Below are 21,680 nucleotides of genomic sequence, written 5' to 3'. Positions count from 1 at the left end.
AGCGTTACCCGTCGAGATCGAAAGAGACGGAACGGTGGGGAGGGTCGGCGGCGCCCGCCGCCTGCGAGCTGGACTGGCAGCCGGGACCCAGGGGTTCCGATGGGCGGTGCGGGAGTCAGTCCAGGTCGGACCGGGGTCACGCTGGTGGCAACAGTCGGCGTCAGCGTGACGCGATCAGATCCGAGAGAGGCCGGGCGTGACAGCGCAGGGGTCCGGTCACCGCCTCGCCCGCGGCCTGTGCCGGCGCCGTCATGCCAGGTGCTCCGAGACGACCGCGAGCGCCGCCGCCGTCGCGCCGGCCCGGTCCAGCCTGGCGAACTCGCCGACCACCCGTTCGTGTTCGACCAGCCGCTCGAACAACCCACGCTCCACGGCCGGGCTGACCGCGACCAGTTCCTCGAACCGCGGCAGTGTTCGGTCGGCGCCGTCCTCGAGCTCGGAGAGGAACGCGTCCCATGACCCCGACGCCACCCGCGCGGCGTAGGACGAGGCGCGTTCCAGCGTCGCGGTGTCGTCGACCGCGCCCAGCGTCCGTACCGCGACCGGCGCCACGAGCTCCAGCGTCCGCGTCTCCAGCTCCAGCAGCGCCTCGAGCTGCGCCCGCTTCGCCTCGTGGGCGGGCCCGGCGACCAGCGACCGCAGGAACCCCGCGCCGAACACCTCTCCGTCGTACGCCCAGCGCAGCAGCGCCGCGTACCGGGCGCTCACGACGCCTCACCGGCCAGCCGGAAGGAGGGCACGTACGACGGGTCGGTCAGGGCCGGCCGGTCCGCGCGGAACGCCTCGATCGGGTGCTCGGTGCTGCCGGTCGTGGCCAGCGACGCCAGGATCTCGCCGAGCAGGCTGGCGAACTTCGCGGCGTGGCCGGCGCCGATGGCCGCGACGATCCGTGGGTGGCCGGGCACCCGGTCCAGGATGAACTCGCGGTCCGGCGGCATGTCGTAGACGCACGTCTTGCTGAGCAGCTCCGGACCGACGGCACCGGGCAGCCTCTCGCTCAGGAACCGCTCCACCAGCGACGTCTCCTCCGGTGACGGGTCCCAGCTGCGGGTCTCCTGGGTGACGAACCGGCCGCTCATGTCGCGGGCGGCCTTCACCGCGACCTCGCCGTAGACGGGGAAGCCGTAGAAGAACGGGTCGCCGTGCCAGATCCACATCGGGAACCGGTCCGCGGCGAAGTCGCGCAGGTTCGGGGTGGCGAAGTAGCTGACCTGCTCCTGGCTGAGAGTGATCGGCCAGTCGACGTCGAGGCCCGACAGCAGGACCGGCGCCCACGACGCCGCGCACAGCACCACCGACCCGGCGGTGAACTCGCCCCGGCTGGTCGAGACGGTGACGTGGGAGTCCGACGTCGAAAGCTTCAGCACCGTCGTGCCCGGGCTGAACTCCACGCCGCGGGCCCGGGCGAGCGCTATGTGCGCGGCCGTCGCCTTGCGGACGTCGAGGATGCCGCCGTCGGGCTGGAACAGGCCACGGACATCGTCGTCGATGCGCCACTGCGGCCAGCGGGTCCGGATCGCCGTGGCGTCGAGGTCCTCCCAGGTGACGCCACGGTCGGCCAGCGGCTCGAGAGACGCCCGGTACGCGTCGAGCTCGTTCTCGCCGGGGGTGCCGATGACGGCGAGGTCCAGCCCGCCGACCCGGAACACCACCTGCACGCCGGACTCGTCCTCGACCTCGTCCCACGCGTCGTACGCGGCCGGGGTCAGCGCGGTGTAGAGGGTGGAGTGGTACGTGTGCCGGATGATCCGCGAGTGGTCCTCCGAGGCGCCGCGGGTGTGGCCGAGCTCGTACTGCTCCAGCACGAGCACGTCCGTATGCCCGCCGCGAGCCAGCCGGTAGGCGGCGGCTGAGCCCAGCGCGCCGGCCCCGATGACGATGTGGTCGTACGTCGTCTTCACGGTCGGCCCTCCAATAGCGGCGCGAAGTACGATTCCAGCAGGTCGGTCAGGGCGTCGAGGTAGCGGGCGCCGCGGGCGGGGTCGGCGGGCCGGGCGTCGCCGAGGATCCCGTTCGCCGACAGTGCCGCGGTGCCGCCGGCGAACAGCCGTCGAGCGGTCTCGTCGTCGAACAGTCCGTCGAAGCCGGCTGCGGCGACGCTCATGTCGACCAGCTCCGGCCGCTCGGCCAGCACGATCGACGTCTCGGACTCGCCGGCGTGCGACCCGCTGACCTCCGGCGGGATGCCCTCGTCGCGTCCGACCCGCTCCAGCTCCGCGATGAACGCGAGCAGGTCGGTGTACGGGACGAAGCGGGCGCCGTCGACGACACCGCCGGTGAACTCCAGCAGCCGGGCCAAGGGCTTGAAGTTGCCGCCATGGCTCGGCACCACCAGAACCGTCTCGAACCCGTGGGCGGCCAGGCTGCGTACGTACTGCAGCACGACCGCCTGGAATGTCTCGGTGTCCAGCGTCACCGTGCCGGGAAAGCCCATGTGGTGGATGGAGACCCCGAACGGCACCGTCGGCCCGACGACGACGTCGCCCAGCCGTGGCGCCAGCCGCCGCACGAGCGCGTCGCCGAGCAGGGTGTCGGCCAGCAGCGGCAGGTGCGGCCCGTGCTGCTCGGTCGAGCCGGCGGCGAACAGCGCGGTCCGGCAGCCGCCGTCCAGCGCGGCCTGGACCTGGGGCCAGGACAGCTCGGCCAGCCGGAGCACTTCCGCGCTCATGCCGCGCCTCGCAGGTGGTCGATGGCCAGCCGGGCGACCTCGCCGATGGCGGCATCGGCGCGCCCGTCACGCACATCGTATTCGTGTTGTCGCAGGTAGACGGCGACGGCGTACCGCTCGCCGCCGCCGAAGTCGACGACGCCGACCTCGTTGCGGATGCCGCCGTGGAACGTCCCGGTCTTTCCTGCGATCACCGGCCCGTCGCGGTACGCCGTGGACAGCCGGTGTGGTGCGTACTGCTGGAGCATGACCCGGCGGACCTCCTCGCACGCCTGGGCGGGGCCCGCCTCGTCCCGCCAGATCGCGCTGACGAGCGTGGTCATGTCGCGCGGCGTGGTGATATTGCCGGTTGTGCCGGCGATGGACGGGCTGGCGTCGAGCGCGCGGCGCAACTCGTCGCGGCTCAGCTCGTCCGGGTAGGCGCCGAGGTCGTCCAGGACGTCGCCGACGAGCCTGGCGCAGTCGTGCGGGAACGACGTACCCGTCAGCCCGAGTGCCGCCAGCCGGGCAGCGATCCGGTCGGTGCCGACGAGCTCCTGGACCACGTCCGTGGCGGTGTTGTCGCTGATCTGCATCATCAACAGCGCCAGGTCGCGCAGCGAGAGCTCGACGTCGTCGAGCATGGCCGAGATGCCGGTGGGGCCGAGGCTACGCCGGTCGGCCGGTACCCGCAGCCGCGACGTCAGCGACAGCGTGCCCTCGGCGGCTTGGCAGGCCAGCTCGAGCAGGACGGAGATCTTGTAGGTGGACGCGGCGACGCTGACGGAATCGGCGTTCAGCGCCACCTCGCCCGGCCCGTCGACCGGGCGCGCGTGCAGCGCGGCGCTGGTGCCGGCCCGGCCCAGCACCGCCGCGATCTCCTTCATGACGTGGCTCATCGTGTCTCCTGAGTGGCTCCGGAACCCCAGACCGTGCCGAACACCCGCAACCAGTTCTCCCCGAGCACCGCCCGGACGTCGGCCTCGCCGAAGCCGCGCTCGAGCAGGCGCTCGGTGAGCTTGGGGAACTCCGCGGCGGTGTCCAGTCCGCTCGGGAACGACCATGGCGGCGGGGGATAGGTGTCGGCGGACCACATGCCGTCGCGGACGTACTGGTCATACAGCTCTCGCGGCGCGTCGCGGATGGTGTAGTCCAACCCGAGAGCGACGTGCTCGATGCCGACGAGGTCCGCGACGTAGACGAGGTGGTCGACGAACCTGTCCAGGCCGGGGCCGTCACCGTCGGCGTCGCCGAGGAACGCGGAGAACCCGTTGATGCCGACCAGGCCGCCGCTGGCCGCCAGCGCCTCGATCAGCTCGTCGGAGATGTTGCGTGCGCTCGGGTGCAGCGCGGCCGGGTTCGAGTGCGACGCCACGACCGGCGCGGTCGACACCTCGACGGCGTCCAGGCTGGTCCGCTCGCCGGTGTGCGACACGTCCACGAGCATGCCGAGCCGGTTCAGCTCAGCCACGACTTTGCGGCCGAACGCGCTCAGCCCAGCGTCGCCGGGTTCCTCGCAGCCGTCGCCGACCGGTCCCCGCTGGTTGTAGGTGAGCTGGACGACCCGCACCCCCAGCCGCCAGTAGTACTCGACGAGGTCGACCTCGTAGCCCAGCGCGCTGGTGCCCTGGAACTGCAGGACGACGGCCAGCTCGCCGGCCGCCTTGGCCGCACGGATGTCGTCGACGGTGGTGGCGAGCACCAACTGGTCGCGTCGCTCGCGCAGGAACCGGAAGAGCCCGGCGATGGCGGTGGCGGCCTGCCGGACGTCCTCGAACGCGACGACGGTGACGACGCAGCAGGTGACCCCTCCCGCGCGCCACGCATCGACGTTCTGCATCCAGTAATAGCCGGGACAGGTGCCGTCGACCACGACGGCGGTGTCGTGCAGGTCTCGCGCGGGCATGCACACCTCCGTACGGGGGCAGGGGTCAGGACAGCGGAGCGGGAGTTCGGGCGGCCAGTCGGGCGGCGATGGCCCAGTCGAGGACCGCACAGCCGACGGACTTGAACACAGTGCGCCCGGTGCGCCGGGGCACACCGGCGGGCGACCCGGCCGCCGCCAGCTCACCCAGCGGGCGTAGCGCGGCTGCGTCCAGGCCGTCACGCAGCGCCGCGGCGACCTCACCGGACTCCGCCAGGCAGCCGGCGACGTCGTCGACGACGACGGCGGACGCGGCGGCCAGCAGGTCCGGCGGCAGCTCGCTCATGTCGGCGCGGAAGGAGCCGACGGCGTTGACGTGCACGGTGGCCGGCAGCGACGACGTCCGGAACAGTGGCTCGCGCGACGAGGTGGCGCAGCACACGATGTCGGCCGAGGCCACCGCGGTGTCGGCGTCGTCGGCGGTCCGCACCGTGAGCTGCGGTGCGCGTCGGAGCAGCCGGGCGGCGAAGTCGACGGCGTGCGCCGGCGTGCGGCTGAACACCGTCACGTCGTCGATGGGCCGGACCGCCAGCATCGCCTCGACCTGCGCGGCGGCCTGCCGCCCCGAGCCGAGCACCGTCAGCCGGTGGGCGTCGGCCGCCGCGAGCAGTGACGTGGCCAGGCCGGACACCGCGCCGGTGCGCAGCGCGGTGACCTCGGCGCCGTCGGCGGTGAACGCGGCGTGACCGGTGGCGCCGTCCAGCCAGAGCACGATGCCGACGATGGCCGGAGCCGCGCCGCCGTGCTCGAGCGTGACGCTGACCGTCTTGACGACGGTGTCGCCGGTGCCGCCGTGGGTGGCGGCCATCACCAGCACCCTGCCGTCGTCGAGGACTAGCCGCGGCGGCTGGTCGATCTCGCCCCGCGTGGCCGCCGCCAGGGCCGGGCCGAGGGCGTCGACGGCTTCGCCCATGCTCAGCCCGGCGCGCACCGCCGGCGGATCGAGGTGCCGTGTGCTGGCGACGGTGTCAGGCATCGGCCGGGTCCTCCGGGCGCCCGGCCCACAGGCCTCGAGCGTGTTGCAGGTGCTTCGTCATCAGCGCCCGGGTGCCGGGGACGTCGCCGGCGGCGATGAGGTCGAGCAGTTGCTCGTGCTCGCGGGCGGACGCGACCAGCTCGCTGTCGCCCTCGAGCCCTGACAGGCCGAGCAGCCGCATCTGGTCGCGCAGCAGGGCGACCATGCTCACGTAGCGCTCGTTTCCCAGCAGGCTGGTGACGGCGAGGTGGAACTGGCGGTCCACCGCGACGAAGCCGACCATGTCGCCCTCGATTGCCAGGCGGACCAGATCGCGTGCCATCGGACGCAGCGGCTCGACCGGCGGTGCCGGCCGCATCGCAGCCAGCCGCTCCATGGCCGGGATCTCGAGCACCAGGCGCAGCTCGACGATGTCGTCGAGGTCCTTGTCGCTGAGCACCCGCACCCGGAAGCCGCGGTTGCGGACCATCTCGACCAGCCCGTCCTTCGCCAGGTCGAGCACGGCCTCGCGGACCGGAGTCGCCGACACGCGCAGCTGCTCGGAGATGGTGCTGATCGAGTAGAGCTCCCCGGGCTCCAGGGTGCCGGCGATGATCTGCGCCTTGATCTGGCCCGCTGCGGCGTCGCGCAGCTTGGTCCGCGGTAGCACGTCGAACTGCGGAACGTGCACGTGGGAAGGAGTGTCGGTGGCCATCTACCGCCTCTGCCGAAGTCGCTGGTCGTCGCCGGGGCCGTCCCGGTGCGTACACCGTAAATCCTGTGTGAAGGCGTTGACATGTTAGGCGTAAGGTATTACACCTAACCCATCCGAGCAAGGGTCGAGCACGTGTCGAGGAGGGGCGCCGATGGTCCAGCACACGCTCACGAGACGGCAGGTCCTGGCCGCGGGGGCCGCCGCCGGCGCGCTCGCGCTGACCGGGTGCGGCCGGGGCGCCGAGTCGGGTTCGCCGAGGTCCGGGGTGCCCGCGGACGAGGGCCCACCGCAGCGCGGCGGCGAGCTGCGCATCCCGCTCACCCAGGAACCGATCGCGCCGGCCTTCGACATGGGCACCCAGGCGGCCGGCTCCGTGGGCACGGCGGGCATCTCGACGCTGGCCTACAACGGGCTGGTCGAGGTGATCGACGGCGAGATCGTCCCGCAGCTGGCCGAGTCGTGGGAGCAGTCCGGACCCACTCGGTACGTGCTGGAGCTGCGCCGCGACGTGGAGTTCCACGACGGCACGCCGTTCGACGCCGCCGCGGTCAAGGCCAACTTCGACCGGCTGCTGGCCCCGGACTCCACCGCGGTCAACCTGCCGCCGTTCCTGGAGTCGGTGGCGGTCCTCGGCAGCCACCAGGTGGAGTTCACGCTCGCGCAGCCGGCCGCGACGTTTCTCGCCTCGCTGCGCCGTGGCCGGGTGATGATGATGTCGCCGACCGCTGTCGAGCAGTACGCGGAGAGCGACCCGTTCAAGGCCTCCGTCGGCACCGGTCCCTACGTGTTCCGCGAGTACCGGCCGGGCGATCGCATCGTGCTGGAGCGCTTCGACGGCTACTGGGCCGAGACCAACTACCTCGACGCCATCACGTTCACGATCATCCCCACCACCAGCACCCAGATCCAGGCGTTCCTGAACGGCGAGTTCGACATCATCGGAGTGGTGCCGGCACAGGTCAACCAGGTCACCCGCGACCGGAGCGTCGTCATCCACGAGTTCGTCGGCAACACGTTCAACTACCTGACGTTCAACCAGGGCCGGGCCCCGTTCGACAACGTCGACGTGCGCCGCGGCGTCTCCGCGGCGCTGGACCGGGAGGGCATCGCCCAGGGTGTCTACAACGGCTACGCCGAGCCTGCCAGCGGCCCGTTCTCGCCGGCCATCGGCGCGGCGTACGAGGACCTGTCCGACGTCGTCGCGCAGAGCTACTCGCCCGACGAGGCGCGCGAGATGCTGCGGCGCGCCGGGTTCGACTTCGGCGCGGGCGTGCGGTTCGACTCGTTCACGCAAGACCCCTGGGGCTCGGAGGCCGACGCCATGACGGCGCAGCTGAAGGAGATCGGGCTCGACGTCCAGTTGGAGAAGCAGGACTTCGGATCCTGGGCCGACCTCATCTACACGGCAAAGGACTTCACGATGTTCAACAGCGGGCAGACCACCCGCACCGTCGACCCCGACGAGGTTATCTACCCGATGGTGCACTCCGGCGGCGACCTCAATGTCTTCGGCTTGGCCGACCCGGAGCTGGACTCCCTGCTCGACCAGGCCCGGGTCGAGGCCGACCCCGGCATCCGCGCCGAGATGTACCACGACATCGCCCGCAACGTCGCCGAGAACGCCCACGCCGCGTTCACCGTCTGGCCGAAGGAGATCATCGCGGCCAGCCAGAACGTCAAGGGGCTGACGTTCTATGCAGGCGGCACGCACGCTGCGGAGGGGTGTTGGCTGTCCAGCTGACGGTGCCGGCGGCCGATGGTGGCCGGCGGGCCGCGCGGCGACGAGACGGTCCGGTGGCGCGGTCCGGCCGGTTGGCCGGCCGGGTCGCGCTCAGCCTCCTGCAGGCCGTGGTGGTCGCCGTCGGCGCGACGTCGGCGGTCTTCCTGCTGATGCGGCTGATCCCCGGCGACCCGGCGCGCATCCTGGCCGGTCCCGGGGGCAGCGTCACCGAGGAGCAGATAGCGATGACGCGCCGGGAGCTTGGCCTGGACGACCCGCTGCCGGTGCAGTACTGGGACTGGATCACCGCGGCAGCCCGCGGCGACTTCGGCACCTCCCTGGTTCTCGGCGAAACGGTGTCGGACCTGCTGGGTGACCGGCTGGTGGTGACCGCACAGCTGTCGGCGTACTCGTTCTGGCTGGCCGTCGCGCTGGCCATCCCGGTCAGCGTGGCCGCGGCCCGCTGGCAGGGTGCGGCCGCGGACCGGGCGGCCCGGCTGGTCGGCTCGACCGGCATCGCGGTGCCGAGCTTCTGGCTGGCGCTGCTGCTGATCATCGTGTTCCAGGGCTACCTGCCGATCTTCGGCTACGTGCCGGCGTCGGAGAGCCTGGTGGACCACGTCGTGCACATGATCCTGCCCGCGGTGGCGCTGGGTGCCGGGTTCGCCGCGCTGGTCTTCGAGACCAACCGGGCCGGGCTGGTCGAAACCCTCGGCTCGGACTACGTGCGCACGGCGCGGGCATTCGGGATACCGGAATGGCGAGTGTTCGGGCGCTACGCACTGCGCAACGCGTTCCTGCCGACGCTGACGATCATGGGCATCCAGGCCGGCGCCCTGATGAGCGGCGCGCTGCTGGTCGAGAACGCGTTCGCGCTGCCCGGCATGGGCCGGCTGATCGTGCAGGGCGTGCTGTCCCGGGACTACCCGGTCGTGCAGGCCTGCATCCTCGTCATCGTCGTGATCTTCGTGGTGGTCAACCTGCTCATGGACGTCATCTACGCGCTGGTGGACCCGAGAGTGAGGCGATCGCGTGGCAGGGCCTGAAACCGCGGGGCCGGGTGCCGCCGAGACGGTGGCCGCGCCGCGGGCGTCGTTCCAGCGCCGCCTGCTCGCGACCACCGGTCAGAAGGTCGCGTGGACGATCGTCGCGCTGTTCGTGCTGGCGGCGCTGGCCGCACCGCTGATCGCGCCGTTCGACCCGAACGCGCAGGACCTGCGCCACACGCTGCAGCCATCCGGCGGCGGCCACCTGCTCGGCACTGACGACTTCGGCCGCGACCAGCTCAGCCGGCTGTTCTACGCGCTGCGCTCGTCGCTGGTGATCGGCGTGCTGACGACTTTCGGGGTGGCGCTCATCGGGCTGCCGGTGGGCCTGCTGGCCGGGTACGCGCGCGGCGCCCTGGACGTCGTCGTCGCCCGCGCCATCGACATCGGGCTCGCGCTGCCGTCGCTGGTCCTGGCGCTGGGTCTGATCGCGGCAATGGGCGCGGGCCTGCGCAGCACCGTCATCGCGCTGATCGTCGGGTACTCGCCGTACCTGGCTCGGGTGGTGCGCAGCGTCGTACTGCAGGTCCGGCAGGAGGAGTACGTGGAGAGCGCCCGGGTCACCGGGGTGCGGCCGTGGCGCATCGTGCTGCGGCACGTGCTGCCCAACGTGCTGGGCGCGACGACGGTGCAGCTCACGCTGATCTTCGCATTCGCGATCGTCGGCGAGGCCGGGCTGAGCTTCGTCGGGCTGGGCGTCCAGCCGCCGTCGGCGTCCCTGGGCAACATGCTCGCCGAGGGCGCGAACTACACTCTGGAGGCACCGATGCTGGCCATCGCGCCCGGCGTGGCGATTGCGGTGTTGCTGATGGCGCTGCTGTTCGCCGGCGACGGGCTGCGCGACGTCGCCGACCCGCGGAGGTCGCGATGACGGCACCGCTGCTCGCGCTGGACGACCTTGTCGTCTCGCTCCGCTCGAACCCCGCGCTGCGGGCCGTCGACGGCATCGACGTCGAGGTGGCGCCCGGCGAGGCCGTCGCACTGGTGGGGGAGAGCGGATGCGGCAAGTCGGTGACGGCGTACTCGCTCCTCGGCCTGCTCGCGCCCGGGCTGGCCGCGCGCGGCACGGTCACGCTGGACGGCGCCGCGCACGACCTCGCCGACGGCGACCGGTTGCGGCCACTGCGTGGCCGCGACGTCGCGATGATCTTCCAGGACCCGCTGACCGCCCTGAACCCGGTGATGCCGGTCGGCCGGCAGTTGGAGGACGTGCTGCGAGTGCACACCGCCCTCCACCGGCGGGGCCGGCGCTCGCGGGTGCTGGAGCTGCTGGAGCGGGTCGGCATCCCGGCGCCGGACCGCGTGGCCGGGTCCTACCCGTTCGAGCTGTCCGGCGGGATGCGCCAGCGGGTGCTGATCGCGATGGCGTTGTCGTGCCGGCCGAAGCTGCTGGTGGCCGACGAACCCACCACCGCGCTCGACACCACCGTCCAGGCGCAGATCATGGACCTGTTGCGTGACCTGGTCCACGACGAAGACATGGCGATGCTGTTCATCTCGCACGACCTCGGTCTGGTCGCGGAGTTCTGCGAGCGCGTCTACGTGATGTACGCCGGCCGAGTCGTGGAGACCGGGACGGTGCGCCGGGTGCTCGAGCGGCCCGACCACCCCTACACCCGGGCGCTGGTCGACTGCCTGGCCACGATGGGCCAGGGTGCGGACCGGCTGGCAACAGTACCGGGCAGCGTGCCGGGAACCGACGCCATGCCGGCGGGTTGCCGCTTCGCTCCTCGTTGCCCGTACGCCGTCGACGCGTGTCGTACCACCGATCCACGGCTGGCACCGCTCCCGGACGGCGGGCAGGCGGCCTGCCTGCGGATCGGCGAGCTGCCGGACGCGCGCAGCGGGCTGACCGGTCAGGCGGAGGGCACACGATGAGGGAGACGGCGGGCGCCTCGGCGGTAGCCGGTTCGGCCGGTTCGGCCGGTCCGGCCGAACCGGTGCTGGCGGCGGCCGGGCTGACCCGGACCTTCCGGCTGCGCGGCGGACAGGGCGAGGTGCAGGCACTGCGCGGCGTCGACCTCACCGTAGACGCCGGCGCCTCGGTCGGACTCGTCGGCGAGAGCGGCAGCGGCAAGTCCACCCTCGCCCGGATCGTGGCCGGGCTGATCCGACCGACGGCCGGGTCGCTGCGGCTGCTGGGCCGCGAGGTCGCCGACGCCTCCGAGCGGCGGCGCCGGGCGCTGTCCCGGGACGTGCAAATGATCTTCCAGGACCCGCGGGCCTCGCTGAACCCGCGGCTGCCGATCCACCGCACCATCGCCGAGCCGCTGCGCACCCATGGGCTGCCCGCCCGGCGCGCCGAGGTGGCCCGCCTGCTCGACCGCGTCGGGCTGCCTGCCCGGGTGGCCGAGCTGTACCCGCACCAGCTCTCCGGCGGGCAGTGCCAGCGCGTCGGCATCGCTCGGGCCATCGCGGCCGGCCCTCGGCTCATCGTCGCCGACGAGCCGGTCAGCGCCCTCGACGTCTCGGTGCAGGCGCAGATCCTCAACCTGCTGAAGGACCTGCGCGACGAGCTCGGCACCGCGTTCCTGTTCATCAGCCACGACCTCGGCGTTGTCCGGTTCTTCTGCGAGCGGGTGGCCGTGCTCTACCTCGGCCAGGTGATGGAGTCAGGTGCCACCGAGCGCGTGTTCGCCACGCCGCGACACCCCTACGCGCAGGCGCTGGAGTCCGCGGCCCCCGCGGTCCGGCTGGCGGAGCGGCGCTCGCGGATCGTGCTCCAGGGCGACCCGCCGCGACCGGAGGATCCGCCGTCGGGCTGCCCGTTCCACACCCGCTGCCCGGTGCGTATCGGCCCCGTCTGCGACGAGGTGGAGCCTGCCGCGTACCCCGTCGGCGACGGGTTCGCGCGATGCCACCTGCTCACACCGGAGGAGGGCCGGTGAGTCGCACGAGGCCGGACCGGGTCGCCGTCGTCGGCGCCGGCATAGTCGGCCTGTCCACCGCGTGGTTCCTGCAGGAGCACGGGGCCGTGGTGACGGTGCTCGACAGCACGGGTGTGGCCGCGGGGGCGTCCTGGGGCAACGCCGGGTGGGTGACACCGGGGCTGGCCGCGCCGCTGCCGGAGCCCGCGGTGCTGCGGTACGGCCTGCGTGCTGCGCTGCTGCCGTCGTCGCCGGTCTATGTGCCACCGCGGGCCGATCTGGGGTTGCTGCGCTTCCTTGCCCGGTTCGTGCGCAACTGCACGACGGCGCGCTGGCGGCGGGCCGCGTCGTCGCTGGCCGAACTGAGCCGCACGGCGTACCAGGGCTACGACGTGCTGATGAAGGGCGGCGTGGACTCGCCGGTCCTGGACGCCGCGCCGCTGGTCGCCGCCTATCGGACCCCGGCCGAAGCACAGACCTTGCTGCACGAGGTCGACGCGCTGCGGGCGAATGGGCTCGACGTGTCCGCCGCGATGGTCAGCGGCGCCGAGGCGACGGCACGGGTGCCGCTGCTGTCCGATGCGATCGGCGCGGCGGTCCTGATCGGTGGTCAGCGCTACGTCGACCCGGCGCACTTCACCGCCGCGCTGGCCAAGAGCGTACGGGCCCGCGGGGGCACCGTCCTGACCGGCCTCGAGGTGACGCGGGTGCATGAGGACGGCGTCGGGGTCGTCGTGTCCGGCGCGGCCGGGCCGCAGCGGTTCGATGCAGTCGTGCTGGCCACCGGCGCCCGGCTCGGTGCGTTGGCCAGGCCGTTCGGCGTGCGGGCCGTCGTCCAGGCCGGACGCGGCTACAGCTTCAGCGTCGCGGTCTCGCGGGCGCCCACCGGGCCGATGTACCTGCCGGCGCAGCGGGTGGCCTGCACGCCGCTGGCCGGACGGCTGCGGCTGGCCGGGATGATGGAGTTCCGCCGGCCCGAGGACCCCCTCGACCCGCGCCGCATCGCCTCCATCGTCGACGCCGTCCGGCCGCTGGTCCGCGGCGTCGAGCTCGACGACCGTCGCGACGAGTGGGTCGGGTCGCGCCCGTGCACCGTCGACGGGTTGCCGCTCGTCGGGCCCACCCGTAGCCCGCGGGTCGTCGTCGCCGGCGGACACGGGATGTGGGGCGTCACCCTCGGCCCGGCCACCGGGATGCTGCTGGCGTCGTATTTGGCGACCGGTGAACGCGCGGCGGCGTTGGCGCCGTTCGACCCGTTGCGCTGAGCCGTCATGACCCGTCGTGCCGGGGTTTGACACCGGCGACGAGCTCGCGGACCCGCTCCGTCGGCACATAGCGGGCCCGCACGGCGCCCCCGGCCAGGCGCCGCACCAGGGCGTCGTCGGGGATCCGCGCGTTCGACGCCACGACGACGACGTTGCCGTACCGGCGCCCGCGCAGCTGCGTCGGCTCGGCCACCAGCGCGACGTGCGTGAACACCTCGAGCGCCGACGCCGCCTCGACCCGCGACTCACGGACTTGGGCGGTGTCGGCGATGTTGCCGACGTAGACACCGCCGGGGGTCAGGACCCGGGCCACCTCCCGGTAGAAGCGCACCGTCGTCAGGTGCGGCGGAACCCGGTCGCCGTCGAAGGCGTCCCGGATCACCACGTCCGCGCGCCGTGGGTCCAGCCGGCGCAGCCCGACCAGGCCGTCCATGGCACGCAGCCGCAGCCCTGGCACGGACTTGAGATCGAACGCCTGCCGCATCAGCGTCGCCAGCGCGGCGTCGACCTCGAACACCGTCTGCCGGGAGCCGGGCCGGGTCGCCGCGACGTATCGGGCCAGGGTGCAGCCGGCGCCACCGACCTGGACGGCGCTGATCGGCGCGCCGTCCACGCCGATGGCGTCGAGGACGGTGCCGATCCACTGCATGTACTCGAAGTCCAGCCGGGTGGGGTCGTCGACGTGGACATACGAGCTGTTCGCGCCGTTGACCAGGACCGACCAGCCACCGGGGTCGGACCGGTCGGCGACGAGCTCGGCGGTGCCGGACTCGATGTCGTGCTGGCCGGCGTACTGCTCGGGCCGCGGTCTGCCGGTGGGTCGAGGGGTGGGCACGACCGACAGGCTCCCACACCCACCCGGGCGGATGTGGGAGCCGGTGCCCGCAGGCGATAGGTTCGCGGCATGGCTGAGCGTCCTCCCAAGAACCTCCACGCCGGTGCCCCGTACCTGGCCGACGAGAGCCGGTACGACGGCGTCGCGTACCGCCGCAGCGGCCGGACCGGGCTCAAGCTGCCGGCGGTGTCGCTGGGGCTGTGGCAGAACTTCGGCGACGAGTCGCCGCTGGCCACCCAGCGGGCGATCCTGCGCACCGCGTTCGACCGCGGGATCACCCACATCGACCTGGCCAACAACTACGGACCGCCGCCGGGGTCGGCGGAGAAGAACTTCGGCCGCATCTTCACCGAGGACTTCCGGCCGTACCGCGACGAGCTGATCGTCTCCACGAAGGCCGGCTACGACATGTGGCCCGGCCCGTACGGCGAGTGGGGCTCGCGCAAGTACCTGCTGGCCAGCCTGGACGCCTCGCTGCAGCGCATGGGCCTGGACTACGTCGACATCTTCTACTCCCACCGCTTCGACCCGGACACGCCGCTCGAGGAGACGATGGGCGCGCTGGACACCGCCGTGCGCTCCGGGCGGGCCCTGTACGCAGGCATCTCGTCGTACTCGCCGGAGCGCACGGCCGAGGCGGTCCAGATCATGAAGCAGCTGGGCACGCCGCTGGCCGTCCACCAGCCCTCGTACTCGATGTTCAACCGCTGGATCGAGGGCGGGCTGCTCGACACCGTCGCCGAGCACGGACTGGGTGTCGTCGCCTTCTCGCCGCTGGCGCAGGGGCTGCTCACCGCCAAGTACATCGACGGAGTTCCCGAGGACTCCCGGGCCGCGCGCGGCGGCTCGTTCTCGCCGGAGCTCATCACCGACGACGTCGTGCAGCGGCTGCGCGCGCTGAACGCGATCGCCGAGGCGCGCGGGCAGACTCTGGCGCAGCTGGCGCTGTCGTGGGCGCTGCGCGACGAGCGGGTGACGTCGGTGCTCATCGGCGCCCGCACCGTCGACCAGCTGCTGGACAGCCTCGGTTCGCTGGAGCGGCTCGACTTCACCGAGTCCGAGCTCGCCGAGATCGACCGCTACGCCGTCGAGGCCGGCCTCAACCTCTGGGCCCGGTCGAGCCACGCGTGAGTGAGCGAGTCCGGCGCAACCCGCGCACCGAGGCGATCTGGACGCAGCTGTACCAGGCGCTGGCCGAGCTGAGCTCGTCCACCGGCCGGCGCGAGCTCGACATCGTCGACCTCGGCGGCGGCAGCGGTGTGTTCGCGGTGCCGCTGGCCCGCATCGGTCACCGGGTCACCGTCGTCGACCCCAGCCCGAACGCGCTGGCCACGCTGGCCCGCCGGGCCGCCGACGCCGGGGTGGGCGTGCAGATCACGGGCCTGCAGGGCGACGCGGCCGGGCTGGTGGCCGTGGCCGGCCAGGCCAGTGCCGACGTCGTCGTCTGCCACGGCGTCCTCGAGGTCGTCGATGACCCACCGGCCGCCGTGGAGGGTCTGGCGGCCTGTCTCCGGCCGGGCGGCGTGGCCAGCGTCGTCGTCGCCCAGCGGTACGCGGCGGTGCTCGCGAAGGCGCTGGCCGGCCATCTGGCCGACGCCCGCCGGCTGCTCGACGACCCCGACGGCCGCTGGGGCGCTTCCGACCCGCTGCCGCGGCGCTTCGACGAGCCTGGGCTCGCGGCGCTGCTCACCGGCGGCGGGCTCGAGGTGCTGGACGTGCACGGTGTGCGATTCCTCACCGACCTCATCGCCGGCGCCGTCGTCGACGACCCGGCCGATGCCGCGGCCCTCGCCGACCTCGAGGCGGCCGCCGTCGCTCACCCCGCCTTCCGCGCCGTCGCCGCCGCCCTGCACGTCGTGGCACGGAAACCGGCCGCCTGACGAGCCGCTGGACCCTTCGTGACACCTCCTCGCCCAACTCACCGGCCAACCGGCCCCGTCTGTGATTCGATGGGATGGGTAAGGAGTCGATGACCAGCCAACGGGGCAGCGATCTGGCGGTCGGTGTGGTGCGCACGACATCGCCCGGCTTCGGCCGAACGCCTGGCTTTCGTCCGTGGCCTGCTCCGCATATGCTGGTCCTTACAGCAGGTGCCCATACAGTTCCGTGTTCATTGGAGGGGAACGGTGCCACTCTCCGATCATGAGCAGCGGCTGCTCGAGCAGATGGAGCAGGCGCTCCTCGCCGAGGATCCGAAGTTCGCCACCGCGATGCGCGGCGCGGATCTGCGGCGTAGGTACCGGCGGCGCGCGGTTCTGGCCGGCTTCGTCTTCGTGGTTGGCGTCGTCATGCTCATGACGGGCGCCGTGACCCAGGTGATCGCACTCGGCGTGGCGGGATTCCTCGTCATGCTCGCTTCGGCGTTCTACGCGGTGACATCCTGGCGGCGGGTGCCGCCGGCCGACGCCGCGCCCGACGTCCCCAATATCAGCCCCGGTTCGCCCCGGCGGCAGCGGCGCCCCAAGGCGCCCAAGAACAACGGTTCCTTCATGGAGCGCATGGAGCAGCGCTGGCGCAATCGCCGCGAGCGCGGCTTCGGCCAGTAAGGCCCGACCACCGGGGCCTTCTGCTTCGGGGGAGTCGTACTTCGTCTGTCCGGGTCGTCCCGCGTGCATGTCGCGGCACCCCCAAGCCCCAACCTCTCTCGCCGCGCGCGCCGACTACGACAGCTGTCAGGGGCGGCGGCGGCCGACGGCCAGTGCGGACTCGCGCAGCCGCTCACTGGTGGCGTCGAGCCAGTCGAAGCCGTCCAGCAGGGTCTGGTTGGCCGCCGCGGCCGCGTCGCGCAACCGGGTCGGTACCAGGAGTGCCCGGATTCGCTGGGTCATATCCGCCGAGCGCGTGATCGAGCGTCGCACCAGGGCGGTGTCCGCGCGCAGCGACTCCACCGGCTGTGCCTGACGGGCGTAGCGGGCCTGTTCGATCGCGCCGACCAGGTGGTCCAGCAACGCTCGGTCCTCCTGCCCCAGCGATGCGGATTCGGCCAGGGCGCGGGCCGCGGCGCGAGGCGTCGCGGCCGGGTCCCAAGGCAGGCCGGCCTCACGGACGGTCTCGCGCAGGTCCGCCCAGGCGGCCTCGGCGGTCAGTGCGGGGTCGTCGCCGGCCTGGCGCCAGCGCAGCTCGCGGCCGAACCTGGCGTACAGCGACGGGGCGGCGATCAGCGCCGCCGCGGCCAGCACACCCAGGAGTACCAGCGGCCACTGCGACGGCGGCTCGTCGCCGGGAAGCGTGGTGCCGCCGGCGGTGTCGTCCTCGCGAGGCACGTCCGGCGCGGACAGCGACGGCTGCGTCGACGGCTGGCTCGGGTCGGGTGCCGGCGTGTTGGGGTCGTCGGCGCTCGGCACGACCGTCCAGTCCGGCGCCGCACCGGAGCGCGAGGCGGGCGTGGGCTCGAAACGCACCCAGCCCAGGCCCTCGAAGTACAGCTCCGGCCAGGCGTGCATGTCGTGCGCGCGGACCAGCCAGGTGGCGTCGCCCTGGTAGTCACCAGGGGTGAAGCCGACCGCCACCCGCGACGGGATGCCGAGGTAGCGGGCCATGATGGCCATGGTCGCGGCGAACTGCTCGCAGTAGCCGCGCCGCTCGGTCAGGAAGTCCTCGAGCGCCGTGGCCGAGTGTCCCGGCTGCGCCTCGATGTCGTAGACGAAGCCGCCGGATGGGCCGCGGAACCACTCCTGCAGGGCGGCCGCGCGGCTGAAGTCGTCGGTGGCGCCCTCGGTGACCTCGTCGGCGAGGTCGGTGACCATCTCGGGCAGTTCCTCTGGCAGGTCGAGAGAGGACTCGACCGCGCTGTTGGGGCTGCCGGCCGAGCGCAGCGCCTCGACGGTGGGCTCGGGCGCCAGGCTGCGCGCGGAGTACTCGCGGGCCCGCACGTCGCCGCTGTTGGTGACGACGTCAAGCGTCTCCGCGTGGTAGCGCCAGTCGCCCTCGATGTCGATGGCCTGGGTGGGGTAGGGGAGCGGCAGCCAGCTGGAGCTGAGGTTCTCGGTGACCCGGATGTCGTAGTCGACGACGGGGTACTCGGCCTCCTGCAGTCCCTGCGGCCACGGCAGCCCGTTCTCGACGGAGTCGGGCACCGGCCGGTCGGAGGTCTTCCACTCCTCGCCGTCGAACACGTCGAGCGTGACGATGCGGATGTAGTTGGGCTCGTCGGCGGAGCTGCGGTATCGGAGCACCTCGACGTTCTCGCGGCGCTGCAGGTTGCGCTGCAGGTCGACGATGGGGTTGTCGGTGCGGATGGTCTGCCCGCCGCCGTTGCCGCCACCTTGGCCGGGCCCGAGCAGTCCTTCGGTGAGCACCGGTGCGAGGCCCGGTACGGCGACGGCGACGGCAAGGGCGACGGCGCCGACCCGGCGGCCGTTGCGGGCCAGCGAGTCGGTCTCGGGGATGCCGCTGTGCGCCGCCGACGGCGTGGCGGACCGGCCCCACCCGGCCACGCGGGTACGGCCCTCGGAGACCAGCAGCGCCAGGAAGCCGGCGGCCGGCGGGATGAACCAGTACCAGTCGAGCCCGTCGACCAGGACCGACGCGGTGACGGCGTAGCACGCGGCCAACGGCACACCGGCCAGCGGGACCCGCCGCAGCCAGACGGCGATGGCGTCGACCAGCAGGGCCACCAGGCCGGCGCCGCCGACCAGCAGGAGCAGGATGCCGCGCGGCACCGGGACCGGCGCGACGTAGGCGTTGGTGACGTCGACGCCTTCGCGGAACACGTCGACGAGCCGGGTGGCCCAGTCGGTGGTGGGTATGAAGCCGAGCATCGCGACGTCGCTGGCGACGAGGACGCCGAGCCACAGCACCAGGACCGCGAGCTGCGCGACCGGGACGAGCACACCCGGCACGTCGACCCTGCGCAGGATGTACCCGGTGCCGGCGACGAAGACGACGGCGATGGTCGCGGCCACGATCCAGTCGCGAGTGACGGTGATGTCGAACAGCGGCAGCACCGATAGGACGGACGCGACCGCGGCGACGGTCGTCAACCGCCCGCGCGAGCTCAGCGACGACATTCGGCTACCCACCTTCCCGGTTCAGGTTGTCAGGTCGCTCCCTGGCGCCGGCCCGCCCCACGGACCGCCGCGTCCGCCCGTCGCTCATGGCACGCCCGCCTTCGAGCCGCCGCCCGCGGTCGGGTCGGCGGCGGCGGCCGCCGGGCCGGCTGCCGGCCGCTGCAGCCCCAGCCGCTCCCACAGCGCGGACAGGTGCTCGCCACGCCGGGCGACGATGACGTTCCAGCCGGCGCTGCGCAGCACCTGGACGCTCGAGGCGAGACGGACCTGCTCGCGGCTGTGCTCGCCGAGCGAGGTCCACGACACGACGTCGAGGACGACGGCGAGCGCGGCGGTGGAGCCGTGGCGCAGCGCCGCGACGACCCGCGCCTCCTGCTCGCCGAGCCGGCCGAACACGCCGACCAGCAGCCCTGTGGCCGACTCCGCACCACTGAGGATGTCCGGCCAGCGACCGACGGAGGCGTCGCGCTGCGGCTGCACCACCGCCAGGGCGTCCAGCAACGAGACCTTCGCGTCGCCCGGACCGCTGGCGGGGTCGTGCCACGACGTGGACACCGAACTGCCGTGGTCGGTGGCCAGCCGTACGGCGTACCCGCGCTCGGCCAGGTGGACGCCGATGGAAGCCGCCGCCGTGACGCTCCACTCCAGCGAGGAGTCGATGCCCTCGCCGGTGTGGCCGGCGGTGCGCGTGTCGAGGAGGATGGTGGCCCGGCTCTGCCAGGGCTGCTCCTCGCGCCGGACCATGAGGTCGCCGTGGTGGGCGGTGGCCCGCCAGTGCACGCGGCGCATGTCGTCGCCGATGCGGTAGGCGCGGATGGTGGCGTCCTCCTCGCCGGCGGCGGCGATGGCCCGCGGCCGGCTCTCGCCGCTGCCGCTCCACTCGCCGACCAGCCGCACCGTGGGCAGCTGGTGCACCGTCGGCGTGACGATCAGGGTGCCGACGTCGCTGAACGCGCGTTTGAGCTCGACCATGCCGAACGGGTCGGTGACCCGGACCGTGAGCGGGCCGACCTTGTAGCGTCCGCGCACGACGGGGTCGATGGCATACGTGACGTCGCGGCGGAAGCGCGACCACACGTGGTCGAGCACGAACCGCGGCCGTGCGCCGAGCGTGAACGGGATGCTGTCCTCGACCAGCAGGACGCCGGTGGGGATGCGGGCGGAGTTGGCCAGCTCCAGGTGGACGGTGGCCCGCTCGCCCACCGATACGCGAGGCGGCGCGATCGACCGGGACGCCGCCAGCCGCACCCGGCTGCGCAGTGCGACCACCAGGCTGATGGCCGGGACCACGACCAGCAGGATGCCGGCACGGAGCACGTCACGCTGTCCGGCCAGGACGGCGGCGATGATCGCACCGCCGCCGACGGCCAGAAAGGCCCAGCCGCGGCGGGTCAGGCCCGACAGCGCATCGCTCACCTAGGACTCCGTAGGTCTATCGACGCGGTTCCGGCTGCGGCACGCGCTGGACGAGGTCGGCCACGATGCCGGCGGCGTCACGGCGGCCGATCTGCGCCTCGGCGGTGGGCAGCAGCCGGTGGCTGAGCACCGGGACGGCGAGCGCCTGGAGGTCGTCGGGCAGGACGTACTCGCGCCCGTCCAGACCCGCCCAGGCCTTGGCCGCGCGGATGAGGTGGAGCGTCGCCCGTGGCGAGGCGCCCAGGCGCAGGTCGGGGGAGGTGCGGGTGGCGCTGGTCAGGGCGACGGCGTACTCCTTGATGGGATCGGCGACGTAGACGCCGCGGACCAGCCGGACCAGCTTGTGCACGTGCGCGGCGTCGGTGACCGGCTCCAGCGGGTCCAGCGCGCTCGTGGCACCGTGCGTGTCGATCATCTCGATCTCGTCGCGGGTGGAGGGGTAGCCCATGGACAGCCGCATCATGAAGCGGTCGCGCTGGGCCTCCGGCAGCGGGTAGGTGCCCTCCATCTCGATGGGGTTCTGGGTGGCCACCACCATGAACGGCGCCTCGAGCTGGTAGGTGGTGCCGTCGACGGTGACCTGCCGCTCCTCCATGCACTCCAGCAGCGCGGACTGCGTCTTCGGCGAGGCGCGGTTGATCTCGTCGCCGACGACGACGTTGGCGAAGACGCCGCCGGGCTTGAACTCGAACTCGCGGGTCTCCTGGTTGAAGACGGAGACACCGGTGACGTCGCTGGGCATCAGGTCGGGCGTGAACTGGATGCGGCGCACCGTGCAGTCGATGGCGCGCGCGACGGACTTGGCGAGCATGGTCTTGCCGACGCCGGGCACGTCCTCGATGAGGATGTGGCCCTCGGCGAGCAGGACGGTCAGCGCGAGCTTGATGACCTCCGGCTTGCCCTCCACGACCGAGCCGATGGCCGACTGGATGCGGGCGGCGGTGTCGGCGAGGTCGGTCAGGGCGAGCTCCGACACGTGGTCGGCCGGCTGCGGATGCCTGCCCTGGGTCAACGAATCAGGCACGTTTCCTCCATTCGATCCCCGACCTCGTCGGCGTACGTGCCTCGGCCGATCGCGGAATTCCCGCTACCAGTCTCGCAGTGTGCGACGTGCGACTCGATGCTCAGGTTCCGATCAGCGCCGGGTCTTGTCACTTACCCGCAGAGCCTATGTCCACTCCCGACTCTGCGCATCAGTCATTACGGACATAGCGCCTCGTTGGCTTGTGATCGTCCGGCGTGGTGACCCGAGGGCCGGATGGGGGGCGGTGGGGCGCGGTG

The 21,680-nt window shown here is 72.6% G+C and carries 20 protein-coding genes; 9 read left to right on the top strand and 11 right to left on the bottom strand.

Going from position 1 to position 21,680, the window contains the following annotated elements; all coding sequences use genetic code 11:
• Nucleotides 1–249: 249 nt before the first annotated feature.
• The 7 genes from E1269_RS32100 to E1269_RS04370 are packed head-to-tail and all read right to left on the bottom strand — an operon-like array spanning nt 250 to nt 6,217.
• Nucleotides 250–708: a hypothetical protein gene (locus tag E1269_RS32100; RefSeq protein WP_162606236.1), complete on the bottom strand. Its 459-nt coding sequence runs from the start codon at nt 706–708 to the stop codon at nt 250–252.
• On the bottom strand, nt 705–1,901 hold the full coding sequence (gene solA / locus E1269_RS04395; RefSeq protein ID WP_162606235.1) for an N-methyl-L-tryptophan oxidase: 1,197 nt from the start codon (nt 1,899–1,901) through the stop codon (nt 705–707). Before solA ends, E1269_RS32100 begins: the two co-directional genes overlap by 4 nt.
• On the bottom strand, nt 1,898–2,668 hold the full coding sequence (locus tag E1269_RS04390) for a creatininase family protein (RefSeq protein ID WP_131891785.1): 771 nt from the start codon (nt 2,666–2,668) through the stop codon (nt 1,898–1,900). The genes solA and E1269_RS04390 overlap by 4 nt, the downstream gene beginning before the upstream one ends.
• On the bottom strand, nt 2,665–3,546 hold the full coding sequence (locus E1269_RS04385) for a serine hydrolase (protein ID WP_131891783.1): 882 nt from the start codon (nt 3,544–3,546) through the stop codon (nt 2,665–2,667). Before E1269_RS04385 ends, E1269_RS04390 begins: the two co-directional genes overlap by 4 nt.
• Nucleotides 3,543–4,553, bottom strand: a complete 1,011-nt coding sequence (locus E1269_RS04380) for a dipeptidase (protein WP_131891781.1) — start codon at nt 4,551–4,553, stop codon at nt 3,543–3,545. Before E1269_RS04380 ends, E1269_RS04385 begins: the two co-directional genes overlap by 4 nt.
• Nucleotides 4,554–4,578: 25 nt before the next feature.
• Nucleotides 4,579–5,547, bottom strand: a complete 969-nt coding sequence (locus tag E1269_RS04375; RefSeq protein ID WP_131891779.1) for an ornithine cyclodeaminase family protein — start codon at nt 5,545–5,547, stop codon at nt 4,579–4,581.
• Nucleotides 5,540–6,217, bottom strand: a complete 678-nt coding sequence (locus E1269_RS04370; protein WP_203432886.1) for a GntR family transcriptional regulator — start codon at nt 6,215–6,217, stop codon at nt 5,540–5,542. Before E1269_RS04370 ends, E1269_RS04375 begins: the two co-directional genes overlap by 8 nt.
• A gap of 175 nt (nt 6,218–6,392) precedes the next feature.
• On the opposite strand from E1269_RS04370, the gene E1269_RS04365 reads away from it, so the two are divergent.
• Genes E1269_RS04365 through E1269_RS04340 form a run of 6 tightly spaced genes read left to right on the top strand, consistent with a single transcriptional unit; the run spans nt 6,393 to nt 13,139 of the window.
• Nucleotides 6,393–7,982 (top strand): ABC transporter substrate-binding protein, encoded by a 1,590-nt coding sequence (locus E1269_RS04365; protein WP_131891775.1) that lies wholly within the window; start codon nt 6,393–6,395, stop codon nt 7,980–7,982.
• A complete protein-coding gene (locus tag E1269_RS04360; RefSeq protein ID WP_131891773.1) occupies nt 7,967–9,007 on the top strand; it encodes an ABC transporter permease in 1,041 nt (346 codons plus the stop codon). The genes E1269_RS04365 and E1269_RS04360 overlap by 16 nt, the downstream gene beginning before the upstream one ends.
• The gene (locus tag E1269_RS04355) at nt 8,994–9,878 is read left to right on the top strand and encodes an ABC transporter permease (RefSeq protein WP_131891771.1); all 885 of its coding nucleotides are present in this window, start codon (nt 8,994–8,996) and stop codon (nt 9,876–9,878) included. The genes E1269_RS04360 and E1269_RS04355 overlap by 14 nt, the downstream gene beginning before the upstream one ends.
• Nucleotides 9,875–10,885: an ABC transporter ATP-binding protein gene (locus E1269_RS04350; RefSeq protein WP_131891769.1), complete on the top strand. Its 1,011-nt coding sequence runs from the start codon at nt 9,875–9,877 to the stop codon at nt 10,883–10,885. The genes E1269_RS04355 and E1269_RS04350 overlap by 4 nt, the downstream gene beginning before the upstream one ends.
• Nucleotides 10,882–11,895 (top strand): ABC transporter ATP-binding protein, encoded by a 1,014-nt coding sequence (locus tag E1269_RS04345; RefSeq protein WP_131891767.1) that lies wholly within the window; start codon nt 10,882–10,884, stop codon nt 11,893–11,895. Before E1269_RS04350 ends, E1269_RS04345 begins: the two co-directional genes overlap by 4 nt.
• Nucleotides 11,862–13,139 (top strand): NAD(P)/FAD-dependent oxidoreductase, encoded by a 1,278-nt coding sequence (locus E1269_RS04340; RefSeq protein WP_131891765.1) that lies wholly within the window; start codon nt 11,862–11,864, stop codon nt 13,137–13,139. Before E1269_RS04345 ends, E1269_RS04340 begins: the two co-directional genes overlap by 34 nt.
• Before the next feature lie 4 nt (nt 13,140–13,143).
• On the opposite strand, the gene E1269_RS04335 is transcribed toward E1269_RS04340, so the two are convergent.
• Nucleotides 13,144–13,974, bottom strand: a complete 831-nt coding sequence (locus tag E1269_RS04335; protein WP_131891763.1) for a spermidine synthase — start codon at nt 13,972–13,974, stop codon at nt 13,144–13,146.
• 69 nt (nt 13,975–14,043) lie between these two features.
• Between E1269_RS04335 and mgrA the strand changes: the two genes are divergently transcribed.
• The 3 genes from mgrA to E1269_RS04320 all read left to right on the top strand — a co-directional run bounded on the left by mgrA (nt 14,044) and on the right by E1269_RS04320 (nt 16,520).
• Nucleotides 14,044–15,105, top strand: coding sequence for an L-glyceraldehyde 3-phosphate reductase (gene mgrA / locus E1269_RS04330; RefSeq protein WP_131891761.1), 1,062 nt, complete (start codon nt 14,044–14,046; stop codon nt 15,103–15,105).
• Entirely contained in the window at nt 15,102–15,854 is a 753-nt protein-coding gene (locus E1269_RS04325) for a class I SAM-dependent methyltransferase (protein ID WP_131891759.1), read from the top strand. The genes mgrA and E1269_RS04325 overlap by 4 nt, the downstream gene beginning before the upstream one ends.
• 246 nt (nt 15,855–16,100) lie before the next feature.
• Nucleotides 16,101–16,520: a DUF3040 domain-containing protein gene (locus E1269_RS04320; RefSeq protein ID WP_131891757.1), complete on the top strand. Its 420-nt coding sequence runs from the start codon at nt 16,101–16,103 to the stop codon at nt 16,518–16,520.
• Between the two features lie 126 nt (nt 16,521–16,646).
• Here E1269_RS04320 and E1269_RS04315 read toward each other — a convergent pair whose 3' ends face one another.
• The 3 genes from E1269_RS04315 to E1269_RS04305 all read right to left on the bottom strand — a co-directional run bounded on the left by E1269_RS04315 (nt 16,647) and on the right by E1269_RS04305 (nt 21,423).
• A complete protein-coding gene (locus E1269_RS04315; RefSeq protein ID WP_131891754.1) occupies nt 16,647–18,983 on the bottom strand; it encodes a transglutaminase TgpA family protein in 2,337 nt (778 codons plus the stop codon).
• 84 nt (nt 18,984–19,067) lie between these two features.
• Entirely contained in the window at nt 19,068–20,399 is a 1,332-nt protein-coding gene (locus tag E1269_RS04310; RefSeq protein ID WP_131891751.1) for a DUF58 domain-containing protein, read from the bottom strand.
• 16 nt (nt 20,400–20,415) lie between these two features.
• Nucleotides 20,416–21,423, bottom strand: a complete 1,008-nt coding sequence (locus tag E1269_RS04305) for an AAA family ATPase (protein WP_239000765.1) — start codon at nt 21,421–21,423, stop codon at nt 20,416–20,418.
• Nucleotides 21,424–21,680: the final 257 nt, after the last annotated feature.

The sequence above is a fragment of the Jiangella asiatica genome (genome assembly GCF_004349065.1).
Classification (GTDB): Bacteria; Actinomycetota; Actinomycetes; order Jiangellales; family Jiangellaceae; genus Jiangella; species Jiangella asiatica.
The sequence above is the reverse complement of the archived record's forward strand: the minus strand, read 5'-3'. Positions and strand labels throughout refer to the sequence as shown.